Origin of the sequence: Saccharothrix longispora (genome assembly GCF_031455225.1) — a bacterium.
In the GTDB taxonomy this organism is placed as follows: domain Bacteria; phylum Actinomycetota; class Actinomycetes; order Mycobacteriales; family Pseudonocardiaceae; genus Actinosynnema; species Actinosynnema longispora.
The window spans coordinates 5,649,381-5,670,809 of sequence record NZ_JAVDSG010000001.1; the positions used below are offsets into that span (position 1 = coordinate 5,649,381).

The 21,429-nt window shown below is 70.3% G+C and carries 14 protein-coding genes and 1 tRNA gene; 5 read left to right on the forward strand and 10 right to left on the reverse strand.

The window, feature by feature from the left end; genetic code table 11:
- Positions 1–74: 74 nt before the first annotated feature.
- The 6 genes from rho to argS form a co-directional block, all read right to left on the reverse strand.
- Positions 75–2,216 carry a transcription termination factor Rho gene (rho, locus tag J2S66_RS23600; protein WP_310309434.1) on the reverse strand — a complete coding sequence of 714 codons (2,142 nt, stop codon included), beginning with the start codon at positions 2,214–2,216 and terminating at the stop codon, positions 75–77.
- A gap of 344 nt (positions 2,217–2,560) precedes the next feature.
- The gene (gene thrB, locus J2S66_RS23605) at positions 2,561–3,436 is read right to left on the reverse strand and encodes a homoserine kinase (RefSeq protein WP_310309436.1); all 876 of its coding nucleotides are present in this window, start codon (positions 3,434–3,436) and stop codon (positions 2,561–2,563) included.
- Positions 3,433–4,509 carry a threonine synthase gene (thrC, locus tag J2S66_RS23610; RefSeq protein ID WP_310309437.1) on the reverse strand — a complete coding sequence of 359 codons (1,077 nt, stop codon included), beginning with the start codon at positions 4,507–4,509 and terminating at the stop codon, positions 3,433–3,435. The genes thrB and thrC overlap by 4 nt, the downstream gene beginning before the upstream one ends.
- Positions 4,506–5,807, reverse strand: coding sequence for a homoserine dehydrogenase (locus tag J2S66_RS23615; RefSeq protein ID WP_306747260.1), 1,302 nt, complete (start codon positions 5,805–5,807; stop codon positions 4,506–4,508). Before J2S66_RS23615 ends, thrC begins: the two co-directional genes overlap by 4 nt.
- A gap of 1 nt (position 5,808) precedes the next feature.
- Positions 5,809–7,233, reverse strand: coding sequence for a diaminopimelate decarboxylase (lysA, locus tag J2S66_RS23620; protein ID WP_310309438.1), 1,425 nt, complete (start codon positions 7,231–7,233; stop codon positions 5,809–5,811).
- The gene (argS, locus tag J2S66_RS23625) at positions 7,233–8,876 is read right to left on the reverse strand and encodes an arginine--tRNA ligase (RefSeq protein ID WP_310309439.1); all 1,644 of its coding nucleotides are present in this window, start codon (positions 8,874–8,876) and stop codon (positions 7,233–7,235) included. The genes lysA and argS overlap by 1 nt, the downstream gene beginning before the upstream one ends.
- 171 nt (positions 8,877–9,047) lie before the next feature.
- On the opposite strand from argS, the gene J2S66_RS23630 reads away from it, so the two are divergent.
- Together J2S66_RS23630 and J2S66_RS23635 are read left to right on the forward strand one after the other, a co-directional pair.
- Positions 9,048–9,911 carry a thioredoxin-like domain-containing protein gene (locus J2S66_RS23630; protein WP_310309440.1) on the forward strand — a complete coding sequence of 288 codons (864 nt, stop codon included), beginning with the start codon at positions 9,048–9,050 and terminating at the stop codon, positions 9,909–9,911.
- Positions 9,911–10,606 carry a DUF305 domain-containing protein gene (locus tag J2S66_RS23635; RefSeq protein WP_310309441.1) on the forward strand — a complete coding sequence of 232 codons (696 nt, stop codon included), beginning with the start codon at positions 9,911–9,913 and terminating at the stop codon, positions 10,604–10,606. Before J2S66_RS23630 ends, J2S66_RS23635 begins: the two co-directional genes overlap by 1 nt.
- Before the next feature lie 287 nt (positions 10,607–10,893).
- Here the strand turns inward: J2S66_RS23635 and J2S66_RS23640 are convergent, their stop codons facing one another.
- Entirely contained in the window at positions 10,894–12,048 is a 1,155-nt protein-coding gene (locus tag J2S66_RS23640) for an ROK family transcriptional regulator (RefSeq protein WP_310315026.1), read from the reverse strand.
- Positions 12,049–12,228: 180 nt separating this feature from the next.
- Between J2S66_RS23640 and J2S66_RS23645 the strand changes: the two genes are divergently transcribed.
- Entirely contained in the window at positions 12,229–16,509 is a 4,281-nt protein-coding gene (locus J2S66_RS23645; RefSeq protein ID WP_374726119.1) for a GH92 family glycosyl hydrolase, read from the forward strand.
- A gap of 9 nt (positions 16,510–16,518) precedes the next feature.
- On the opposite strand, the gene J2S66_RS23650 is transcribed toward J2S66_RS23645, so the two are convergent.
- Complete coding sequence (locus tag J2S66_RS23650) at positions 16,519–17,439, reverse strand: cation diffusion facilitator family transporter (protein ID WP_310309443.1); 921 nt, start codon at positions 17,437–17,439, stop codon at positions 16,519–16,521.
- A 43-nt stretch (positions 17,440–17,482) separates the two neighbouring features.
- Complete coding sequence (locus tag J2S66_RS23655) at positions 17,483–18,172, reverse strand: alpha/beta fold hydrolase (protein ID WP_310309444.1); 690 nt, start codon at positions 18,170–18,172, stop codon at positions 17,483–17,485.
- Between the two features lie 131 nt (positions 18,173–18,303).
- Between J2S66_RS23655 and J2S66_RS23660 the strand changes: the two genes are divergently transcribed.
- Positions 18,304–18,375 (forward strand) — tRNA-Arg (locus J2S66_RS23660).
- Positions 18,376–18,697: 322 nt separating this feature from the next.
- Here J2S66_RS23660 and J2S66_RS37200 read toward each other — a convergent pair.
- On the reverse strand, positions 18,698–19,117 hold the full coding sequence (locus J2S66_RS37200) for an HNH endonuclease signature motif containing protein (protein WP_374726213.1): 420 nt from the start codon (positions 19,115–19,117) through the stop codon (positions 18,698–18,700).
- Positions 19,118–19,902: 785 nt separating this feature from the next.
- Here J2S66_RS37200 and J2S66_RS23665 point away from each other — a divergent pair.
- On the forward strand, positions 19,903–20,997 hold the full coding sequence (locus J2S66_RS23665; protein WP_310309446.1) for a hypothetical protein: 1,095 nt from the start codon (positions 19,903–19,905) through the stop codon (positions 20,995–20,997).
- Positions 20,998–21,429: the final 432 nt, after the last annotated feature.

Genomic DNA, 21,429 nt, shown 5'->3' on the forward strand with positions numbered 1-21,429 from the left:
TCCCCACCGTCCCCGGGCACGACGAGGGCCCGCCCAGCCGGAGCTGGACGGGCCCGTCGCACGAGCGGGGACGGTCAGTCGTTGTCCCCACCCGGGGTGGTCTTCGCCACCTGCATCAGGAACTCGATGTTCGTGCGGCTCTTGCGCAGGCGGTCCAGCAGCAGGTCGATCGCCTGCTGGCTGTCCAGGGCGTGCAGGACGCGGCGCAGCTTGTGCATCACGGCCAGCTCGTCCGGGGACAGCAGCAGGTCCTCCTTGCGGGTGCCGGACGAGTCCACGTCCACCGCCGGGAAGGTCCGCTTGTCGGCGATCTTCCGGTCGAGCTTGAGCTCGGCGTTGCCGGTGCCCTTGAACTCCTCGAAGATCACGCTGTCACCCGCGGACCCGGTCTCGACCAGGGCCGTCGCGATGACGGTCAGCGAGCCGCCGCCCTCGATGTTGCGCGCCGCGCCGAGGAACCGCTTCGGCGGGTAGAGGGCGGTCGAGTCGACACCACCGGACAGGATGCGGCCCGACGCGGGGGCGGCCAGGTTGTAGGCACGACCCAGGCGGGTGATCGAGTCCAGCAGCACGACCACGTCGTGACCCATCTCGACCAGGCGCTTCGCCCGCTCGATGGCCAGCTCCGAGATCGTCGTGTGGTCCGACGGCGGCCGGTCGAAGGTGGAGGCGATGACCTCGCCCTTCACCGACCGCTGCATGTCGGTGACCTCTTCGGGGCGCTCGTCCACCAGCACCACCATCAGGTGGCACTCGGGGTTGTTCGTCGTGATCGCGTTCGCGATCGACTGGAGCACCGAGGTCTTGCCCGCCTTCGGCGGCGACACGACGAGCGCGCGCTGGCCCTTGCCGATCGGCATCACCAGGTCGATGACGCGGGTCGTCAGGATGTGCGGCTCGGTTTCGAGGCGCAGGCGCTCGTTCGGGTACAGCGGCGTCAGCTTGGTGAAGTCGGGCCGGTTGCGCGACTCCTCCGGGTCCAGGCCGTTGATCTTGTCGACGCGGACCAGCGGGTTGAACTTCTGCCGCTGCTGCTCGCCGTCGCGCGGCTGGCGCACGGCGCCGATCAGGGCGTCACCGCGGCGCAGGCCGTACTTGCGGACCAGCGACAGCGAGACGTAGACGTCGTTCGGCCCGGCCAGGTAGCCCGACGTGCGGACGAACGCGTAGTTCTCCAGCACGTCCAGGATGCCCGCCACGGGGAGCAGCACGTCGTCGTCGCGCACCTCGGTGTCGGTGTTGCCGCCGACGTCGTCGCCCCGGCCACCGCGGCGGCGGCGGTCGCGGAAGCGACGGCCGCGACGGCCGCCCTCCTCGTCACCGTCGTCCGGCACGTTCTGGCGGTTGCGGTCCTGCCCCCGGTCGCCGCGGCTACCCCGGTCGTCCCGGTTGCGGTCACCCCGGTCACCCCGGTCACCCCGGTCGCCGCGGTCACCCCGGTCGGACCGGTCACCCCGGTCGTCGCGGTTGCGACGCTCGCCGCGGTCACCCCGGTCCTGGCGCTGTTCGCGCTGTTCGGAGCGGTCGCCGCGGTCCTGGCGCTCGGACCGGTCGGCCTGCTGGCGGTCGCCCTGCTGGCGGTCGCCCTGGGCACGCTCACCCTGCTGGCGGTCACCCGACTGGCGGTCGGCCTGCTGGCGGTCGGCCTGGGCACGGTCGACCTGGGCACGGTCGGCCTGGGCACGGTCGGCCTGGGCGCGGTCGGCCTGCTGGACGTCGGCGGTCGAAGCCTCGGGGCTGCCCGACGGGCGGTTGGCGGAACGGCGACGGCGGTTGCCGCGCCGACCCCCCTCCTCCTCGGCGGGACGCTCGGTGACGTCGAGCTGCTGCTGGGTCGGCTTCTCCACCGGCGCGGGGGCCTCGACGGCCTTGGCCGGGGCGGGCTTCTCCACGACCGGGGCGGACGCCTCGGCCGTCGCGGCCTTCTTGTCGGCCTTCGGCGGCGTCGCGGCACTGCCCCGACCGGAGGTGCCGCCCTGCCGCTCCTTGATGGCCGCGATGAGGTCGCCCTTGCGGAGCCCGGCGGTGCCGGTGATGCCGAGCTGACCCGCGAGTTCGCGGAGTTCGGCGAGCACCATGCCGGAAAGACCGGCGCGCTTGCGCGGCGGGGCGCTGCCGTTCGAAGGGGTGGTCAGAGCGCTCTCCTCAGCTCCGGAACTGGCAGCGGCGTTGGGAGCAGCAGGAGCTTCGCTGCTCAGCACATCGGTGTTGCTCACACATGTCCTTCCTGACCGGACCGCGCCTCCTACGCGGCCCAGCGGACCTGCCGTCCGACGGAATGCGGACCGGCAGTTTCGCCCCGCTTCAGGTGGACCTCGTCGGCGCGGAACGCGCGCGGAAGCGGAGTCCTCCGGTACGGGACTTTCGGTCACACGGCGAGCGGGTGCCTTACCAGCGCCGGCCCCGTCCATACGGCACAGGGCCAAGTCACTGGAGGAATGCGATCCGGAACGAACGTCCGGGCACCACACCGGCGCCCGTGCGCGCGGTGACTGATGACGCCGAGGGTAGACGCAGGTTCGACCGGAGGCAACAACCGGGGGTCGGCGCGTCGCACCGCTCAGCCGAGTGGCGCAACCCGCACGCCCGCCGCGTCGACCGGCAGCCGGCGCGCCCCGAACCCGTCGTGGGCCAGTCCGGGCGGCAGCTCGCCGTGCGGCGGGAGGGCCAGCACGGTGGGTCCCGCGCCGGACACCGCGGCGGGCACACCCGCCTCCCGCAACGCGTTCACCAGGCGCGTCGTCGCAGGCCAGGCGGGTTCCCGGTACGGCTCGTGGAGCCGGTCGACGAGCGCGTCGAGGAGCAGCGACGGGTCGGTGGTGAGCGCGTGCACGGCCAGCGCGGCCCGGCCCGCGGCGAACGCGGCGTCCTCGTGCGGCACCTTCGACGGCAGCAGGCCGCGGGTCGTCCGGGTCGACGACTCGGCCGCCGGCACGAACACGACCGGTGCGAGCGACGGGTGCGGGTCCGCACGGACCGCGCGGAACCGGTCACCCTCCGTCCAGGCGATCACGACGCCGCCGAACATGCTGGCGGCGGCGTTGTCGGCGTGGCCGTCGAACTCCGCCGCGAGTTGCAACGCGGTCGTGTCCAACTCGCGACCGGCCAGCCCGTACGCGGCGCCGACGCCCGCCACCACGGCGGCCGAGGAGGACCCGAGGCCGCGGGCGTGCGGGATGGCGTTGCGGCAGCGCAGGCGCAGGCCCGGCACGTCGAGCCCGAGGTGGGCGGCGGCGGCGCGGAAGGCCCGCACGACCAGGTGGGATTCGTCACGGGGGACGCCGCCGGCGCCCTCCCCCGCCACCTCGACGCGCAGGCCGTCCCCGACGACCTCGAACTCCAGCTCGTCGTGCAGCCCGAGCGCCATGCCCAGCGCGTCGAACCCGGACCCGAGGTTGGCCGTGGAGGCCGGGACGGTGACCCGGACCGTCGTCACGCCAGCTCCAGCGCGGTGGCGACGGCGCCCGGGTCGACCGGCACCGGCGACACCTCGGGCATGCCCAGGAGCGCCGTGTCGGGGTCCTTGAGGCCGTGGCCGGTGACCGTGCACACGACCGTCGAGCCCTTCGGCAGGCGGCCGTCGGCGGCGGTGGCGAGCAGGCCCGCCACGCTGGTCGCGGACGCGGGCTCGACGAAGATGCCCTCGGTCGAGGCCAGCAGCCGGTACGCCTCCAGGATCTTCTCGTCCGTGACCGCCTCGAACAGGCCGCCGGACTCGTCCTTCGCGGTCACCGCGCCGGTCCAGGACGCCGGGCTGCCCACCCGGATGGCGGTCGCGATGGTCTCCGGGTTCGCCACCGGCTCGCCCAGCACCAGCGGCGCGGAGCCCGCGGCCTGGAAGCCGAACATGCGCGGCGTGGCCGGGATCACACCGTCGGCGTGGTAGTCGGAGTAACCGCGCCAGTACGCGGTGATGTTGCCCGCGTTGCCGACCGGCAGGCAGTGCACGTCGGGCGCGCGGCCCAGCACGTCGCAGATCTCCCACGCGGCGGTCTTCTGGCCGACCAGGCGCACCGGGTTCACCGAGTTGACCAGGGTGATCGGGTACTCGGAGGAGGTCTTGGCGGCCAGTTCGAGGCAGTCGTCGAAGTTGCCGTCGATCTGGAGGATGCGGGCGCCGTGCGACACGGCCTGGGCGAGCTTGCCGAGCGCGATCTTGCCGCGCGGCACGAGCACCGCCGCGGTGAGCCCGGCCTTCGCCGCGTACGCCGCCGCCGAGGCCGACGTGTTGCCGGTGGAGGCGCAGATCACCGCGCGGATGCCGCTGGCCAGGGCGTGCGTCATGGCCACGGTCATGCCGCGGTCCTTGAACGAGCCGGTCGGGTTCGCGCCCTCGACCTTGACGTGGACCTCGCACCCGGTCAGCTCGGACAGGTGCTTCGCGTGCACCAGCGGCGTGCCGCCCTCGTGGAGGGTGACGACCTCGGCGCCCTCGGGGAGTTCGATCCGGTCCGCGTAGGCGTGGATGATGCCGGGCCACCCCGGCCGCACGCCCGCTTGGATCGTCATGATTCTTCGCCTTCCACCCTCATCACGCTCACGACTTCCCTGACCACGGGCAGGCCGCCGATTTTGTCGACGGTCGACCGCAGTGCCGCGTCGGTCGCGGCGTGGGTGACGATCACCAGGCTGGCGTCGTCGACCCGCCCCTCCTGCCGCACCGCCGCGATGCTCACGTCGTGCTCCGCGAACACCGCCGCGACCTGCGACAACACGCCCGCCCGGTCGGCGACGTCGAGGCTGATGTGGTAGCGCGTGGGGGTCTGCCCCATCGGCCGCACGGGCAGCGCCGCGTAGGCCGACTCGCGCGGGCCGCGCCCGCTGTGCACGAGGTTGCGGGCGACCGCGACGAGGTCGCCGACCACCGCGCTGGCCGTGGGGGCCCCGCCGGCGCCCTGGCCGTAGAACATCATCTCGCCGGCCGCGTCGGCCTCGACGAACACCGCGTTGAACGCGGCGCTCACGCCGGCGAGGGGGTGCGACCTGGGGATCATCGCGGGGTGCACCCGGACGGCCACGGACTCCTGGCCGTCCTCGCCCGTCACCCGCTCGCAGATCGCGAGGAGCTTCACGGTCCGGCCGAGGCCCCTGGCTGCGGCGATGTCGGCGGCGCTCACCGCGGCGATGCCCTCGCGGTGCACGTCGGCGGCGGTCACCCTGGTGTGGAAGGCCAGCGAGGCGAGGATCGCGGCCTTGGAGGCGGCGTCGAAGCCGTCGACGTCGGCCGTCGGGTCGGCCTCGGCGTAGCCCAGGCGGGTGGCCTCCTCCAGCGTCTCGGCGTAGCTCGCGCCCGTCGAGTCCATGCCGGAGAGGATGAAGTTCGTCGTCCCGTTGACGATGCCCATCACCCGCGTGATGCGGTCGCCGGCCAGCGACTCGCGCAGCGGCCGCAGCAGCGGGATCGCGCCCGCGACGGCCGCCTCGAAGTACAGGTCGGCGCCGGAGCCGTCGGCCGCCTCGAACAGCTCGGCCGAGTGCTCGGCCAGCAGCGCCTTGTTCGCGGTGACCACGGACTTGCCCGCGCGCAGCGCGCCGAGCAGCAGCGTCCGGCTCGGCTCGATGCCGCCGATGACCTCGACCACCACGTCCACGTCCGAGGCGACCAGCGCCTCCGCGTCGGTGGTGAGCAGGTCGGCGGGGACCTCGCGGTGCTTGTTCGGCTTGCGCACCGCGATGCCCGCCAGTTCGAGCGGCGCGCCGGTGCGCGCGGTCAGGTCCGCCGCCTGGTCGGTGAGCAGGCGGACCACCTCGGTGCCGACCGTGCCGCACCCCAGCAGCGCCACCCTGATCGGTTTCCGGCTCGGCACGTCATACCTCCAGGCGGAACAGGTCTTCCTCGGTCTCCCGGCGCAGCAGCAACCGGGCCTCGCCGTCGACGACCGCGGCGAGCGCGGGTCGCGGCAGCCGGTTGTAGCCGCTGGCCATGGAGTAGCAGTACGCGCCGGTGGCGGCGACCGCGATCAGGTCGCCGGGCGCGAGGTCGTCGGGCAGCCAGCAGTCGCGCACCACCACGTCGCCGGACTCGCAGTGCTTGCCGACCACGCGGCACAGCACGGCCCCGGCGTCCTCCGCCGCGGCGCGGGAGACGAGCTTGCAGTCGTAGACGGCGTCGTAGAGGGCTGTGCGGATGTTGTCGCTCATCCCGCCGTCCACGCTCACGTAGCGCCGGATCGCGCCCGCGTCGAGCTGGACGTCCTTGATGGTGCCGACCTCGTAGAGCGTCACCGTGCCGGGGCCGACGATGGCCCGGCCGGGCTCGACGGCGATCTTCGGCACCGGCAGGCCGGCGTGCTCGCACTCCTTGGAGACGATGTCGCGCAGCTGCCTCGCCAGCTCGGCGGGCGGCGGCGGGTCGTCGTCGCGGGTGTAGGCGATGCCCAGGCCGCCGCCGAGGTCGATGGTGGTGACGTGGTCGAGGATGCCGTCGCCGTGCTCGTCGCGCAGCTCGGCCAGCAGGCCGACGACCCGGCGCGCGGCGACCTCGAAGCCGCTCGCGTCGAAGATCTGCGACCCGATGTGGCTGTGCAGGCCGACGAGTTCGAGCCCCTCGGCCTTGAGCACGCGGCGGGCGGCCTCGGCGGCGTCGCCGGAGGACAGCGAGAAGCCGAACTTCTGGTCCTCGTGCGCGGTGGCGATGAACTCGTGGGTGTGCGCCTCGACGCCCACCGTGACCCGGATCATCACCGGCTGCACCCGGCCGCGCTCGCGGGCGACCTGGTCGAGGCGGGCGATCTCCAGGAACGAGTCGAGCACCACGGCGCCGACGCCGACGTCGACGGCCCTGGTCAGCTCGGCGAGCGACTTGTTGTTGCCGTGCAGCGCGATGCGCTCGGGCGGGAAGTCGGCGCGCAGCGCCACCGCCAGCTCGCCGCCGCTGGCCACGTCGATGCTCAGCCCCTCCTCGGCGACCCAGCGGGCCACCGCGACGGAGAGGAACGCCTTGGAGGCGTAGTGCACGCGCGTCGGGTCGCCGAACGCCTCGGCGTGCTCGCGGCAGCGGGCCCGGAAGTCGGCCTCGTCCATCACGAACAGCGGGGTGCCGTGCTGCTCGGCCAGCGCGCGCACGTCCACGCCGCCGAGGCGGACCGCGCCGTCGTCGCCGCGCTCGGCGTTGCGCGGCCACACCTGCGGGTGAAGTTCGTCCAGCTGATCGGGTGACGCGGGGCGGGCGCCCGCCGTGTTGCCGGGCAGCAGGACGTCGGCGTGCCGGGGACCGGCCGGGTGGGCGCGCATCACATCCGCTCCGGGGCGGTCACGCCCAGCAGGGCCAGGCCGTTGGCGAACACCTGACGGGTCGCCGCGCACAGCTGCAACCGGGCGCGGTGCAGGTCGGTGGTCTCCTCGTCGCCGCGCGGCAGCACGCGGCACGCCTCGTAGAACCGGTGGTAGGTGCCCGCCAGCTCCTCCAGGTAGCGCGCCACGCGGTGGGGTTCGCGCAGCTCACCGGCGGTGGCGACGACTCGCGGGAACTCGCCGATCGTGCGGATCAGGTCGCCCTCGCGGTCGTGGGTGAGCAGGTCGAGCGCGTCGCCGGGCTCGACGCCCAGCTCGGCGGCGTTGCGCAGCAGCGAGGCGAGCCGCGAGTGCGCGTACTGGACGTAGAACACGGGGTTGTCGTTGCTGCGCTTGCGCAGCAGGTCCAGGTCGACGTCCAGGGACGAGTCGACCGAGGAGCGGGTCATCGCGTACCGGGCCGCGTCCACGCCCACCGCCTCCACCAGGTCCTGCATGGTGATGACGGTGCCCGCGCGCTTGCTCATCCGGACCGGCTTGCCCTCGCTGACCAGGTTGACCATCTGGCCGATCAGCACCTCGACCGAGTCGGGGTCGTCGCCGAGCGCGGACGCGGCGGCCTTGAGGCGGCCGATGTAGCCGTGGTGGTCCGCGCCGAGCATGTAGATGCACAGGTCGAAGCCGCGCGACCGCTTGTCCACCAGGTACGCGATGTCACCGGCGATGTACGCCGGGTCCCCGTCGCTCTTGATGACGACGCGGTCCTTGTCGTCGCCGAACTCGGTGGACCGCAGCCACCAGGCGCCGTTCTCGAAGTACAGCGCGTCCGAGCCCTTGAGCTGCTCGACGGCCTTGGCCACCGCGCCGGACTTGTGCAGCGAGTCCTCGTGGAAGAAGACGTCGAAGTCGGTGCCGAAGTCGTGCAGGTCCTTCTTGATCTCCTCGAACATCAGCCCGACGCCGATGCGGCGGAAGATCTCGTGGGAGTCCTCCGAGGTCAGGGCGCCGGGCTCCTGCCGGAGCACCTCGGCGGCGATGTCGCCGACGTAGCCGCCGGCGTAGCCGTCCTCGGGGGCGGGCTCGCCCTTGGCGGCGGCGATCAGGGACCGCACGAACCGGTCGATCTGCGCGCCGGCGTCGTTGAAGTAGTACTCGCGGGTCACGTCGCCGCCGTTGGCCGCGAGGATGCGGCCCAGCGCGTCGCCGACCGCCGCCCAGCGGGTGCCGCCGAGGTGGATCGGGCCCGTCGGGTTCGCCGAGACGAACTCCAGGTTGATCTTCGTGCCGGTCAGGGCGTCGCCGCGGCCGTAGGCGTCGCCGCCGGCGAGCACGTCGCGCACGATCGCGCCCTGCGCGTCGGCGGCGAGCCGGAGGTTGAGGAAGCCCGGCCCGGCGACCTCCACGGTGGCGATGGCGTCGGTGCCGGTCAGCGCCTCGGCCAGCCACCCGGCCAGGTCGCGGGGCGGGACGCCGACCTTCTTCGCGGTCTGGAGGGCCACGTTCGTGGCGTAGTCGCCGTGCTCGGGGTTGCGCGGTCGCTCGATCGTGACCGCCGTCGGGAGGGCGGCGGGGTCGAGGCCGCGGGTGGACAACACGTCCACGGCCGTCGCGCGGACCAGTTCAGCGAGCGCAGCGGGAGTCACCCGACAAGTCTAGGGAAGCGTTCCCGCTGGTCTCCGCCGGGATGGACGTCCCGGACAGTGAGATGGGTCAACTGTTGACGCCCACCGGCGACTACGGGGAGTTGACGGTGATCAGACACGGTGTCCCTACACTGACCGGCGGCACGGGCGTACGACGAGACTGAGGCGGACATGACCAGCGGCAAGAAGACGAAGGCCGCGCGCTCCAGCGTTGCGGCGGCGCGGTCCTCGGTGGTGGCGAAGAAGCCGAAGCCCTGGGGGACCATCATCGCGGTGATCGCGGTGCTGGCGCTGGCGGGCACCGTGTTCGGTTACGCGTACTCGCAGATCGCCGACAAGAACGCCAAGGAAGCCGCCCTCGCCAAGTGGAACCCGTCCGAGGAGAACAAGGACCCCTCGGACCAGATCCAGGGCGTGGTGAAGAAGGAGTACGCCGAGGGCAGGCACGTCACGGCCGAGCAGCGGGTCGCCTACGACCAGTCGCCGCCGTTCGGCGGGCCGCACGACGGCGTCTGGGCCGCGTGCACCGGCGTGGTCTACGAGACCGCGGTGCGCACCGAGAACATGGTCCACGGCCTGGAGCACGGCGCCGTGTGGATCGCGTACAACCCGGACCAGGTGACCGGTGACGCGCTGGCCAAGCTGCGCGGCAGGGTCGAGGGCCAGCAGTTCACGATGATGTCGCCGTACCCGGGCCTCGACAAGCCGATCTCGCTCCAGGCGTGGGGCCACCAGCTCAAGCTGGAGAGCGCCGACGACGAGCGGATCGACCAGTTCGTGCAGGCGCTTCGCCGCAACCAGTACACCTACCCGGAGATCGGCGCGACCTGCGACTCCAGCACGTTCGACGTGACCAACCCGCCGCCGTTCGTGGCGGAGGCGCCGGGCGCGGACGCGGTCCCGATGGACGGCGGCACGACCGACGCCGCGGAGACCGGCCAGACCGGTGAGACCGGCGCAGTCGACCCGAGCGCCCCGGCCGCGGACCCGAACGCCCCGGCCACCGACGCGCCCAGCACGGCCCCGTCCAGCTGATGACCGAGCCCGAGGAGCAGCGCGGTACGACCGCCACCGCCACGACCGCGACCCGCGCGGTGGTGGTGGCGGTCGCCGTCGTCGCCGTGCTGCTGCTCGGCGCGGCGATCGGCCTGCTCGTCAAGCTGCCGGGGCAGGACGACACCCCGTCCACCCCGGCGGCGGACTCGGTCGACGTCGGATTCCTCCAGGACATGGCGGCGCACCACCTCCAGGGCGTCACCATGGCCAACCTGGCGCGGGACAAGACGACCGACTCGACCATCCGCCAGCTCGCCTTCGACATCCAGTCCACGCAGCTGGAGCAGGTGGGCCGGATGAAGGGCTGGCTGAGCCTCTGGGGCCACCAGGAGCAGTCGGTCGACGGCACCCACATGAAGTGGATGACCGGTTCGGCCCACGACCACTCCTCGGCGGCGGACGCGGGCACCACCACCGCCCTGATGCCGGGCATGGCGAGCACGCAGGAGCTGAACAAGCTGCGCGGCCTGTCCGGGCCGGAGTTCGACGTCTACTTCCTCCAGCTGATGCTGCGCCACCACCAGGGCGGTGCGCCGATGGCGCAGTACGCCGCCGGCCACGCGGGCCAGTCGGTCGTGCGCACGCTCGCGGACAACATGCTGGGTTCCCAGACGAGCGAGAGCGCCTACATGCGGCAGCTGCTCGGCGAACGCGGCGCGTCCCCGCTCCCGTAGCCCTCGTTCTCGCGGTACCCGCTCCCGTGGTCCTCCGGGGCACCGGCCCGCTCACGGGGGTGGCCCGGGGCGTTGCTGCCCGGGGCAGGTGTGTGCGGGCGCGGCACCTGCCCCGGGCGACGGTCGGGAGGGGACCACGTCCCCCGTACTCCCTTCCCGACTCCCCGGTACTGCAACGGAAGGACACACACCCTCCAGGAGGAGGTGACGTAACGCTATGTCATTACCGGCGAGTTCACTCCTACTACATACGAGTGAATTAGCAGGTGAGGCACACTCGACTACTCTCAGAGGGTGACCGCACCCCTGCGGTCGAAGACGAGGTCGCGCGCCGACCGCAGACCCATCGCCACCGCACCGGCCAGCACCGCGCCGTCACCCAGCTCCCCCGCCACGACCCTCGGCGCCAACGGCGTCGTGCGCGCCAGCGCCGCCCGCAGCGGCTCGCCGAGCAGGTCGGTGTTGCTGCCGATGCCCCCGCCGAGCACCACCAGCTCCGGGTCGACCACCGCCACCACCGCCGCCACCACGTACGCCAGCCGCTCGGCCTCGTCGCGCACCGCCGCCAGCGCCCGCTCGTCACCGGACTCCGCCGCCGCGAACACCTCGCGCGCCGACCGCACCGACAGCCCGTGCCGCCCGGCCAGCGCCACCACGGACCCCGCCGCCACCGCCGCCTCGACCTGACCGCGCCGCGGGTCGCCCCCCTCCCCGTCCGGTGCGGCGCCGGGCCACGGCAGGTAGCCGACCTCGCCCGCCGCGCCGTGCGCGCCGCGGAACAGCCGGCCGTCCACCACGATCCCCATGCCGATCCCGGTGCCCACGGTGACGCACACGAACACGTCCACGCCCCGCGCCACCCCGTACGCCCGCTCGCCGACCGCGGCCAGGTTCGCGTCGTTCTCCACCACCAGGCCGGGGCCCAGCTCGGCCTCCAGGTCGTCCAGCAGGCCGGGGCGCTCCCAGCCGGGCAGGTTCGGCGCGTGGCGCAGCGCCCGGCCGCGCGGGTCCGGCACACCGGGCGTGCCGACGACCTTCACCACCAGGTCGTCGAACGACAGGCCCGCGTCGGACACCGTGCGCGCCGCCAGCTCCTTGACCTCGCGCACGACCGCCGAGGCCGACCGGCACCGGTTGCGCTCGTCCACCCGCGCCACGACCGAGCCCGCGAGGTCCGCCACCGCGACCCGGATGCGCTGCCGCCCGATGTCGACGCCCAGCACGTACCCGGCCGCCGGGTCCGGCTCGTAGAGCACCGCCGACCGGCCCGGCCCGGCCGTGGTGCGCCCGGTCGGCCGGACCAGGCCGTGCCGCTCCAGGTCGAGCAGCGCCTGCCCCACGGTCGGCTTGGACAGGCCGGTGTCCTTCGCGATCTGCGGCCGGGTCGCCGGCCCGCCCACCCGCAGGCGGTCGAGCACCGCGCGCTGGTTGAGCACGCGCATCGCCGCGGGGGTGCCCACCGGGGGTGGGTTGCGGACCGTCACGGCGAGTGAGTGTAGATCGGTCGGAGCATCGGCCGGACAGGCTTGCGGACAAGTTGTCGGGGCACCCTTGACAACGATGTCACCCAGCACCTTTGCTTCGCTAAATATCGGGCTGGTGCGAGGCGAGAGGCGTGCGCGATGAGGCACATGCGAAGTAGACGACCGCTGGTGGTCCTGGCGACCGCCGCGCTGGCGCTGGGAGGTGTGGGAGGCTATCCACCCGCGACCGCAGCACCGGAGCAGGGGGAGCCGGCCGTGAGCGAGACCCTCTTCGCGTCCTCGTTCGAGGACGGGCAACCCCAGCCGACGTGGCTGAGCACGGTCGAGACCGCGCCGGACGGCACCCCGAAGACCTCGGGCGTCGACGGCTCGGACTCCACCGGCATCCCCGGCAACGTCACCGACCGCGTGGTCGACGTGGTCGCCAACTCCGAGAACAGCGGGTCCGGCGAGGTCGCCGGGAACCTGGTCGACGGCGCCACCGCGTCGAAGTGGCTGACCTTCACCCCGACCGGCTGGGTGCGGTTCACCTTCGCCGAGCCGGTGGCCGTGAAGCGGTACGCGATGTCCTCCGCCAACGACGCGGCCGAGCGCGACCCCAGGGACTGGGTGCTGCGCGGCTCGAACGACGGCACGACGTGGACCGACCTGGACACCCGCACCGGCGAGGTGTTCGCCGAGCGCTTCCAGACCAAGGGCTACGACCTCGCGAACACCGAGGCGTTCAGGCTCTACCAGCTCGACATCACCGCGAACGCGGGCGGCGTGAACCTGGTGCAGCTGGCCGAGGTGCAGTTCTCCGACGGCTCCACCACCCCGCCCGCGAAGCACATGCGCACCACCGTGGGCAAGGGCGCGAGCGGCGGCTACAACGCCAAGGCGGGCGCGGGCTTCACCGGCGTGCGGGCGCTGCGCTACCAGGGCACGCACACCGCCGAGGGCCGCGGCCACTCGTACAACAAGGTGTTCGAGGTCGACATCCCGGTCACCTCGACCACCGAGCTGTCCTACCTGGTGTTCCCGTCGTTCACCACGGATGACCTGAACTACCCGGCCACGTTCGCCGCGGTCGACCTGGCGTTCTCCGACGGCACCTACCTCAGCGACCTCGGCGCGCGCGACCAGCACGGCTTCGAGCTGTCCCCGCGCGGCCAGGGCGAGGCGAAGTCGCTCTACACGAACCAGTGGAACCGCGTCGCGTCCGTCATCGGGTCGGTGGCCGCCGGCAAGACGATCGAGCGCGTCCTGGTCGCGTACGACAACCCGAAGGGCCCGGCCGGGTTCAACGGCTGGTTCGACGACATCGCGGTCAAGTCCGCGCCCGCCGTCGTGGAGCGCGCCCGCCCGTCCGACTGGGTGCTGACCACGCGCGGCACGAACTCCAGCGGCTCGTTCTCGCGGGGCAACAACTTCCCGGCCACCGCGGTGCCGCACGGCTTCAACTTCTGGTCGCCCATGACGAACGCGGGCTCGATCAGCTGGCTGTACGAGTACGCGAAGAACAACAACCGGGACAACCTGCCCACCCTCCAGGCGTTCACCGCCAGCCACGAGCCCAGCCCGTGGATGGGCGACCGCCAGACGTTCCAGGTCATGCCGTCGATCGGCGCGCCGACCGCGGACCGCGCCGTCCGGGCCCTGCCGTTCAGGCACGAGAACGAGGTCGCGCGGGCGCACTACTACGGCGTGACGTTCGAGAACGGCATGAAGACCGAGATCGCGCCCACCGACCACGCGGCGCTGTTCCGGTTCACCTTCACCGAGGGCGCCTCGAACCTGGTGTTCGACAACGTCAACAACAGCGGCGGGCTCACCCTCGACCCGGCCACCGGCGTGGTGACCGGGTTCTCCGACGTCAAGAGCGGCCTGTCGACCGGCGCAACGCGGATGTTCGTCTACGGCACCGTGGACAAGCCGGTGACCGCGAGCGGCAAGCTCACCGGCCAGGGCCGCGACAACGTGGCCGGCTACTTCTCGTTCGACACGTCGTCGGACAAGACCGTGACGATGAGGATCGCCACCTCGCTGATCGGCGTGGACCAGGCGAAGAAGAACCTGGAGCTGGAGGTGTCCCCGACGGACACGTTCGACTCCGTGCGCGACCGCGCCCAGGCCGCCTGGGACGAGGTGCTCCGCGTCGTCGAGGTCGAGGGCGCCACCGAGGACCAGCTGACCACGCTGTACTCGAACCTGTACCGGCTCTACCTCTACCCGAACTCGGGCTTCGAGAACACGGGCACGGCGGCGGCCCCTCAGTACCGGTACGCCTCCCCCGTGCAGCCCTCCGGGCCGGGCACGCCGACGCAGACCGGCGCGAAGGTCGTGGACGGCAAGGTCTACGTCAACAACGGGTTCTGGGACACCTACCGGACCACGTGGCCCGCGTACAGCTTCCTGACCCCGGGCAAGGCCGCCGAGCTGGCCGACGGGTTCGTGCAGCAGTACCGGGACGGCGGCTGGATCTCCCGCTGGTCCTCCCCCGGCTACGCGAACCTGATGACCGGCACCAGCTCCGACGTGGCGTTCGCCGACGCGCACGTCAAGGGCGTCGACCTGCCCGACGCGGTCGCCGCCTACGACGCCGCGGTGAAGAACGCGACCGTCGCGCCGCCGAACGCGGGCGTGGGCCGCAAGGGCCTGGAGACCTCGATCTTCACCGGCTACACGTCCACCGCCACCGGCGAGGGCATGTCGTGGGCGATCGAGGGCTACGTCAACGACTACGGCATCGCGAACATGGCGAAGGCGCTGCACGAGGAGACCGGTGAGGCCCGCTACCTGGCCGATGCCGAGTACTTCTCGAACCGGGCCCAGAACTACGTGCACATGTTCGACCCGGCGACCGGCTTCTTCCAGGGCCGCAACCCGGACGGCACCCGCCGCGAGTCGCCGGAGACGTACGACCCGCGCGAGTGGGGCCACGACTACACCGAGACCGACGGCTGGAACATGGCGTTCTCGGTGCCGCACGACGGCCAGGGCCTGGCCAACCTCTACGGCGGTCGCGACGGCCTCGCGTCGAAGCTGGACGAGTTCTTCGCGACGCCCGAGACGGCGAAGTTCCCGGGCTCCTACGGCGGCGTGATCCACGAGATGACCGAGGCGCGGGACGTGCGGATGGGCCAGCTCGGCCACTCCAACCAGGTCTCGCACCACATCACCTACATGTACGACTACGCCGGTCAGCCGTGGAAGACGCAGGAGAAGGTCCGCGAGATCCTGTCCCGGCTCTACCTGGGCAGCGAGATCGGCCAGGGCTACCCCGGTGACGAGGACAACGGCGAGCAGTCGGCGTGGTGGCTGTTCAGCGCGCTCGGCTTCTACCCGCTCCAGATGGGCAACGACACCTACGCGATCGGGTCGCCGCTGTTCACCAAGGCCACCGTGCACCTGGAGAACGGCAAGAAGCTGGTCGTGAACGCGCCGAAGAACAGCGCGGAGAACATCTACGTGCAGTCGCTGAAGGTCAACGGCAAGAAGTGGGACAAGTCGTACCTGGACCACTCGTCCATCGCGGCCGGCGGCACCCTGGACTTCGACATGGGGTCCTCGCCCTCCCGCTGGGCCACCGCCGCCGACGCCGCGCCGCCGTCGCTGACCACCGGCGACGAGCCGCCCGCCCCGCTGCGGGACGTGCTGGTCGCGGGTTCGGTCACGTCCTCCGACCCGGTCGCGCCGCTGGTGGACAACACCTCGGCGACGTCCGGCCCGCTGTCCTGGCTCCAGGTCGCGGCGCCGTCGGCGAAGGAGAGCGCGGCGTTCTACACGCTGACGTCGGCGAGGACCGCGGGCGGCGACCCGTCGTCGTGGGTGCTGAAGGGCTCGTACGACGGCACGACGTGGGTGGACGTGGACGCGCGGTCCGGTGAGTCGTTCGCGCACCGGCAGCAGACGCGGTCGTTCAAGGTCGCCAAGCCGGGCCACTACGCCCACTACCGGCTGGAGTTCCCGGGCGCGGTCACCGTGGCCGAGGTGGAGCTGCTGGCCAAGCCGTTCGTGACGTGCGCGGCGACCGTGACGGGCACCCACGCCGGGCCGTTGCAGGTGCGCTCGGGCGTGACGTGCGTCGACGGGGGGACGGTCACCGGCCCCGTGTCGGTGTCGGCGGGCGCGTCGCTGTACGTGTTCGGCGGCGACCTGCGCGGCCCCGTGTCGGCGGCGGGCGCGGCGGCGGTCGTGCTCGTCGGGACCCGCGTCGGCGGGCCGGTGAGCATCACGGGCACGACCGGGCCGGTGGCGCTGGAGCGGGTCCAGGTCGGCGGGCCGGTGAGCCTGATCGGCAACAAGGGCGGCGCGGTGCTGGCCGGCAACACGGTGGGCGGGCCGATGTCGTGCCTGGTCAACACCCCGCCGCCGGTGGACAACGGGTGGGCCAACGAGGTCCGCGGGCCTCGTTCGGGCCAGTGCTCGGGACTGTGAGCTGACGGGTCACCAGGAGATTTCGCGGCACCTCAGCGCGGAATCTCCTGGTTCGACCTGGAGCGTGGCGTGCTCGATGTGGTACCGCCGCGCGAGCAGGTCCTGGGCGGCCTGGAGCACGTCGGCCGGGTCCGCGTCCTCGCGGGTCGTGAGGTGGGCGGAGGCGACCTCCATGCCCGAGGTGAGCGTCCAGACGTGCAGGTCGTGGGCCTCCGCCACACCGGGCAGCCGCCCGAGCTCGGCCAGCACCTCGCTCACGTCCAACCGCTCGGGCGCGTGCTGGAACAGGATGCGCAGCGCGCTCGCCGCGAGCTTGTACGTCCGGGGCAGCACCCACACGCCGATGGCGACACCCGTGACCGGGTCGGCGTAGCGCCACCCGAAGATCAGCGTGACCGCGCCGCTGATCAGCACGGCGACCGATCCGACGAGGTCGGCCAGCACCTCCAGGTACGCGCCCCGGACGTTGATGCTCTCCTTGGCGCCTTGCCGCAGGACCGCGAACGACACGAGGTTGGCGACCAGCCCGGCGGCGGCGGCCAGCAGCACCGGCAGCCCCGGCACCTCCGGCGGGTTCCCGAAGCGGCCCACGGCCTCGTAGACGACGTACCCGGCGACGCCGAACAGCAGCACCGCGTTGGCGAGGGCGGCCAGCACCTCGGCCCGGTAGAGCCCGAACGTCCGGCTCCCGCCGGTTCCCGCCCTGCTCGCCAGCAGGATCGCGGCCAGCGCCATGCCGACGCCCAGCACGTCGGTCAGCATGTGGGCGGCGTCGGAAATCAGCGCCAGCGAACCCGTGGCGATGCCGACGGCGCCCTCGACCAGCATGAACACCGCGCCGACGGCGAACGCCACCCAGAGCCGACCGAGGTGTCGCGCGCCCCCGCTCCCGGTCGCCACACCGTGCCCGTGCCCGTGTCCGTGCCCCATGCGTCGGAACATATAGTCACATGCGCATGAGTGCAACACGTTCTCACGCGCCGTCGATCACCCGGGTGATGAGCTCCGCCACCACGGCCGGATGCGTCCGGACAGCCCAGTGCCCCGCCCGCACCCGGCTACGAGTCAACACCCGAGTCCACCGCTTCGAGGCATCCAGGTGCCCGACTCCTACGAACGGGTCACGAACCAACTCGATCTGGTGAACCGGAACCTCGACCACCCGAGGAGCCCGGCCGCGCCCCACGTTCGCCCGGTACAACTCCACCCCGTTGACCAGCTCCCGCCGCCCGGCCCGCGCCAACCGCCGCGCCCACCCCGCCCGCCACACCACCTCGGCGAGCCCGGGCACCAGGAAGAGCAGCACGTACCAGGACCGCCACACCTCCCGGACCGACACCCCGGCCAGGTGGTCCAGAGCAGGCCCGGAAATGCTGGTGAACGACGAGAACAACCCGGGGTGCGCGGCGACGGCGGCCCACCCCTGCACGGACCCCCAGTCGTGCCCGACGAGGTGGACGGGCGCCCCGACGTCCCGGACCACGGCCACGAGGTCCCGGACGAGCACCTCCAGCCGGTACCCGTCCCGCCCGGCCGGGGCCTCCGACCCGCCGGCCCCGCGCACGTCGTACCGGACGACCCGGAACCTCTCCCCGAGCCGCTCGGCCACCCCGTCCCACACGGACGACGTGTCGGGGTAGCCGTGCACCAACACGACGGGCACCCCACCCGCCACCCCGCCCTCGACAACCCGAAGCCGCAGGTCAACCCCCACAACCACCCGTTCCACAACCCAAAAGGGTAGGGGGTGAAACCCGCTCGCGGCAGTGCGCTAAGCTTCCACCCGTAGCTGCGGCCCCCGTAGCTCAGGGGATAGAGCACCGCCCTCCGGAGGCGGGTGCGCAGGTTCGAATCCTGCCGGGGGCACATCGTTCCACCAGCACGAAAGGCCCTTGACCAGCGCGAACGCGGTCAAGGGCCTTACTCGTATGTCCGGCCGTGTCCGGTGGAGACCGGCCGTCTACGGCTGTCTATGCCAATACGTGCCAAAGTTCCGACGCCCGAGACCCGGCATGTCGCCGCGAAGCCGCAGAGGGTTCACTCACGACGGGGCGCCGGACACAGCCAGCACGCCAGGAGGGATGGCGGCCAGTCCCAGGCCGGTGCGAACCCCTCGGAAGGCCGAACCGCTCACACCGACCAGGACTGCCGACGAGCACCCGGCCAAGGCTGCTGCTACTGCACAGCCTCAGCCGCTCCGGTGCATCTTCCAGTGCTCGTTGACCCAACGCAGGTGCCGCTCGGTCAACTGAACCCTTAAATGCCCACCATGCAGACGTCCGTACTCTTCGTAACGTCTAACCGACTCTGAGACGTCGATAGTCAGAGTTTCAGGGTTCACGGCCAGGTGACCACAGTCAAATAGCCGGTGGACATCCCTACGCAAAAGTAATCCGCCATCGTCGCGGTGCTTGCCTTCGACCGCGAAGCTGTACAGGTGAGCCGCTTCGAGAGCTTCCATCGGGGAAGGCCCAGTGAAAGCACACTGATCACCGTATTTCCTGAGCAAGTTACTACGGAAGCTGCGTTGACCGATCCGCACCCGGACGATTGCCCTACGATGCCCTCCATAGAGCATTTGAGACAGAGACTCCTCCACTGGCGACATTTGCGGATTCCCTGGGGACTCCGTCACCGCCACCCGGAACCTCTGGTAGTCCAACTGGCGGATACTGTGCTGACTTTTGGGCTTCAGGCACAGCTCACGCAGTTGCTCAGCTTGCAACTGACCCGGTAGGTCGACCCAAGCGGTTTGATGGTAAGAGCGAAACGTAGTTACTGCCTTGATCTTGACTACAGGATTGCTGAACTCGTGCCCGCACGCGCCACACCGGAAGCGTGGCCTCCGTTCCTGGCGCGGCTTGAGCTTCGCTTTGCCGCAGCCCGGACAGCGATACACCTCTTTTCTTCGCCCCCCTGATCGATCGTCTCGATCACGGAGGCACCCAGCAGCGATTTCACCGATATTGAAGCGAGTCACGCAGCGGGAGCCAAATCTATCGGCTATGCGAACAAGCCTGGCAAGCGTGAACGTTTGTCGCAAGCACGGGCCGACGCAGTAGTTGATAGCATGGCGGCTCTGCTCTGATCAACGGGGAGGGCAAACGTCATCCGGAGGGAGTACTGTCCCACGTATCTCGCCGTAGCAGTTGACCAGCCGTTCTTCGGTGGGACAGTAGCAGGACTGTTGTCCCACCTGTCCCACCCCACCGCAGCACACGCTCTCCCAAAGTGGGTGCTGCCTCTCTGTCCCACCATGCTGCTTGGCATGCATACTGGTAGCTTCAGTATAAGTCGACCAACTTTATGGGCGATACCATGACGACATCTTCACCTGCAGGCTTTAGCTGAAGCCCCTTTACTGTCGATTAGAGTACTTAGTAAGGAAAATTAATGCCCGATGAGACCTCGCCGCCCACAGAAGCCGACGCTGCCGCTCTGCGTGCGCGCTACAGACCCTGTCTGATAGTTATACCATTGGTACTGGTAACTCTATTCGTACAAAAAAGTGACGGAAATACCTCACTAGAAACCATCGCCTTTCTCGGTGTCGCCACAGTTTCGACGCTTGCCATCTGGTCGCCTATCGCTGCGTTCGGGTTACGCGGCCAGCGACATACCCACCGCTTCGCATGGCACTTCCGACGCCCTTGGCCACCAATCGCTAGCGCACTACTTGGCACTATGGGGTTGCTTTTGTCCATGACGGCTATCGACGCCGAGGATACCGACTTCGAAGTACCGCCATCAAAAAGCGAGGTTGTTCTCCCACCGGGTGCCATCAGCCTTACCCCCAGTGCCTCGACACCCAGTAATAAATCATCTTTCGAGCGCATTCACGACAGTGAATCAATCGCCATCCGTAATATCATGGCCGTTAAAAACGACGCTCACTTGCGTCTAACCGCCACCATTATCAACAAGACGGAGGCAGTTACGATTTCCGACCAAGCGCTCGTCTCGTTACATGCTCCCCTCAAAGGAGAGTGCACCGGCGAGATTGTCAAATACCGTATCGATGATACCCTCACCGTCCGCGATGGCCTGCTTAAAGACGCAGACATTGCAATCAGCGGCGGCATCCACGACGGCTTTACCGTCCCAGCCGTAGGGCAACTAGTACACGACTGCGGAACTTATCTCGATCTTGGTTTCCGGGTCGCCCTCACCCTCAATCCACAACAGTCTATTGAATTTGCCATAGATGTACCTACTCACATTCGTGCAATACTCGAAAAAACCACCACCGTTACGCCAGTACCCGCACAGCTTTATCCAATCGACGAACAGAGCGATGTAGACCTTATCTTTGGCATCCCACTCAATTCAGACAACTATTATCTTGATGTCACTCTCGGCGTGGGACACACGAGTTCGACCAATAATTGGGCTTGTACGGCTCTAGTCTTTGGTAGATCCAACAAAAAAGTACACAGAGAACCCTGTACGGATTCACGTAGAAGTAACAGCAACCCGCCAGTCAAATAGTCATTGCAGAACCGAGCTGGCCTTTGACGTCATGCTTATTGCTTGTCCGACCAAGCCGCAGCAGCTGCCTTCCCGAAGTGGATGCTGTCCCACCTGTTTCACCTGTCCCGACATAGGGGTTGACCAGCGATTCCAAGATGAGACAGGTCCTGAGACACCTGTCCCACCTGTCTTACGCACCGCGGTGCCATCCCCCCGAGAGGGTGCTGTCATCGGGAGCAGACTGGGGATCAGTCGCCAGCCGGCCCGAGCTGACTCGGCGGAGCGGCATACGCTTAGCGATCTATGCATGGCCGTCTCTGGGATCGGAAGCTTCGGTAACCGTGCGGATCAGGAACCTTACAGATCGGTACCGGGCCACAAGCCCTTGACCCGCACGGTTACCGAAGTTACCGATTCTGGAAGAGGATGCGATACCGCAGGGACAGGAAC

What these genes read in the sequence shown, in the direction of transcription:
- J2S66_RS23635 (WP_310309441.1), top strand. Translation starts at nt 9,911, where the DNA reads ATGACCGAGCCCGAGGAGCAGCGCGGTACGACCGCCACCGCCACGACC.
- J2S66_RS23650 (WP_310309443.1), bottom strand. Translation starts at nt 17,439, where the DNA reads ATGGGGCACGGACACGGGCACGGGCACGGTGTGGCGACCGGGAGCGGG.
- J2S66_RS23640 (WP_310315026.1), bottom strand. Translation starts at nt 12,048, where the DNA reads ATGCGCGTGCTCAACCAGCGCGCGGTGCTCGACCGCCTGCGGGTGGGC.
- J2S66_RS37200 (WP_374726213.1), bottom strand. Translation starts at nt 19,117, where the DNA reads ATGTCGCCAGTGGAGGAGTCTCTGTCTCAAATGCTCTATGGAGGGCAT.
- J2S66_RS23630 (WP_310309440.1), top strand. Translation starts at nt 9,048, where the DNA reads ATGACCAGCGGCAAGAAGACGAAGGCCGCGCGCTCCAGCGTTGCGGCG.
- thrC (WP_310309437.1), bottom strand. Translation starts at nt 4,509, where the DNA reads ATGACGATCCAAGCGGGCGTGCGGCCGGGGTGGCCCGGCATCATCCAC.
- J2S66_RS23645 (WP_374726119.1), top strand. Translation starts at nt 12,229, where the DNA reads ATGAGGCACATGCGAAGTAGACGACCGCTGGTGGTCCTGGCGACCGCC.
- lysA (WP_310309438.1), bottom strand. Translation starts at nt 7,233, where the DNA reads ATGCGCGCCCACCCGGCCGGTCCCCGGCACGCCGACGTCCTGCTGCCC.
- J2S66_RS23665 (WP_310309446.1), top strand. Translation starts at nt 19,903, where the DNA reads ATGCCCGATGAGACCTCGCCGCCCACAGAAGCCGACGCTGCCGCTCTG.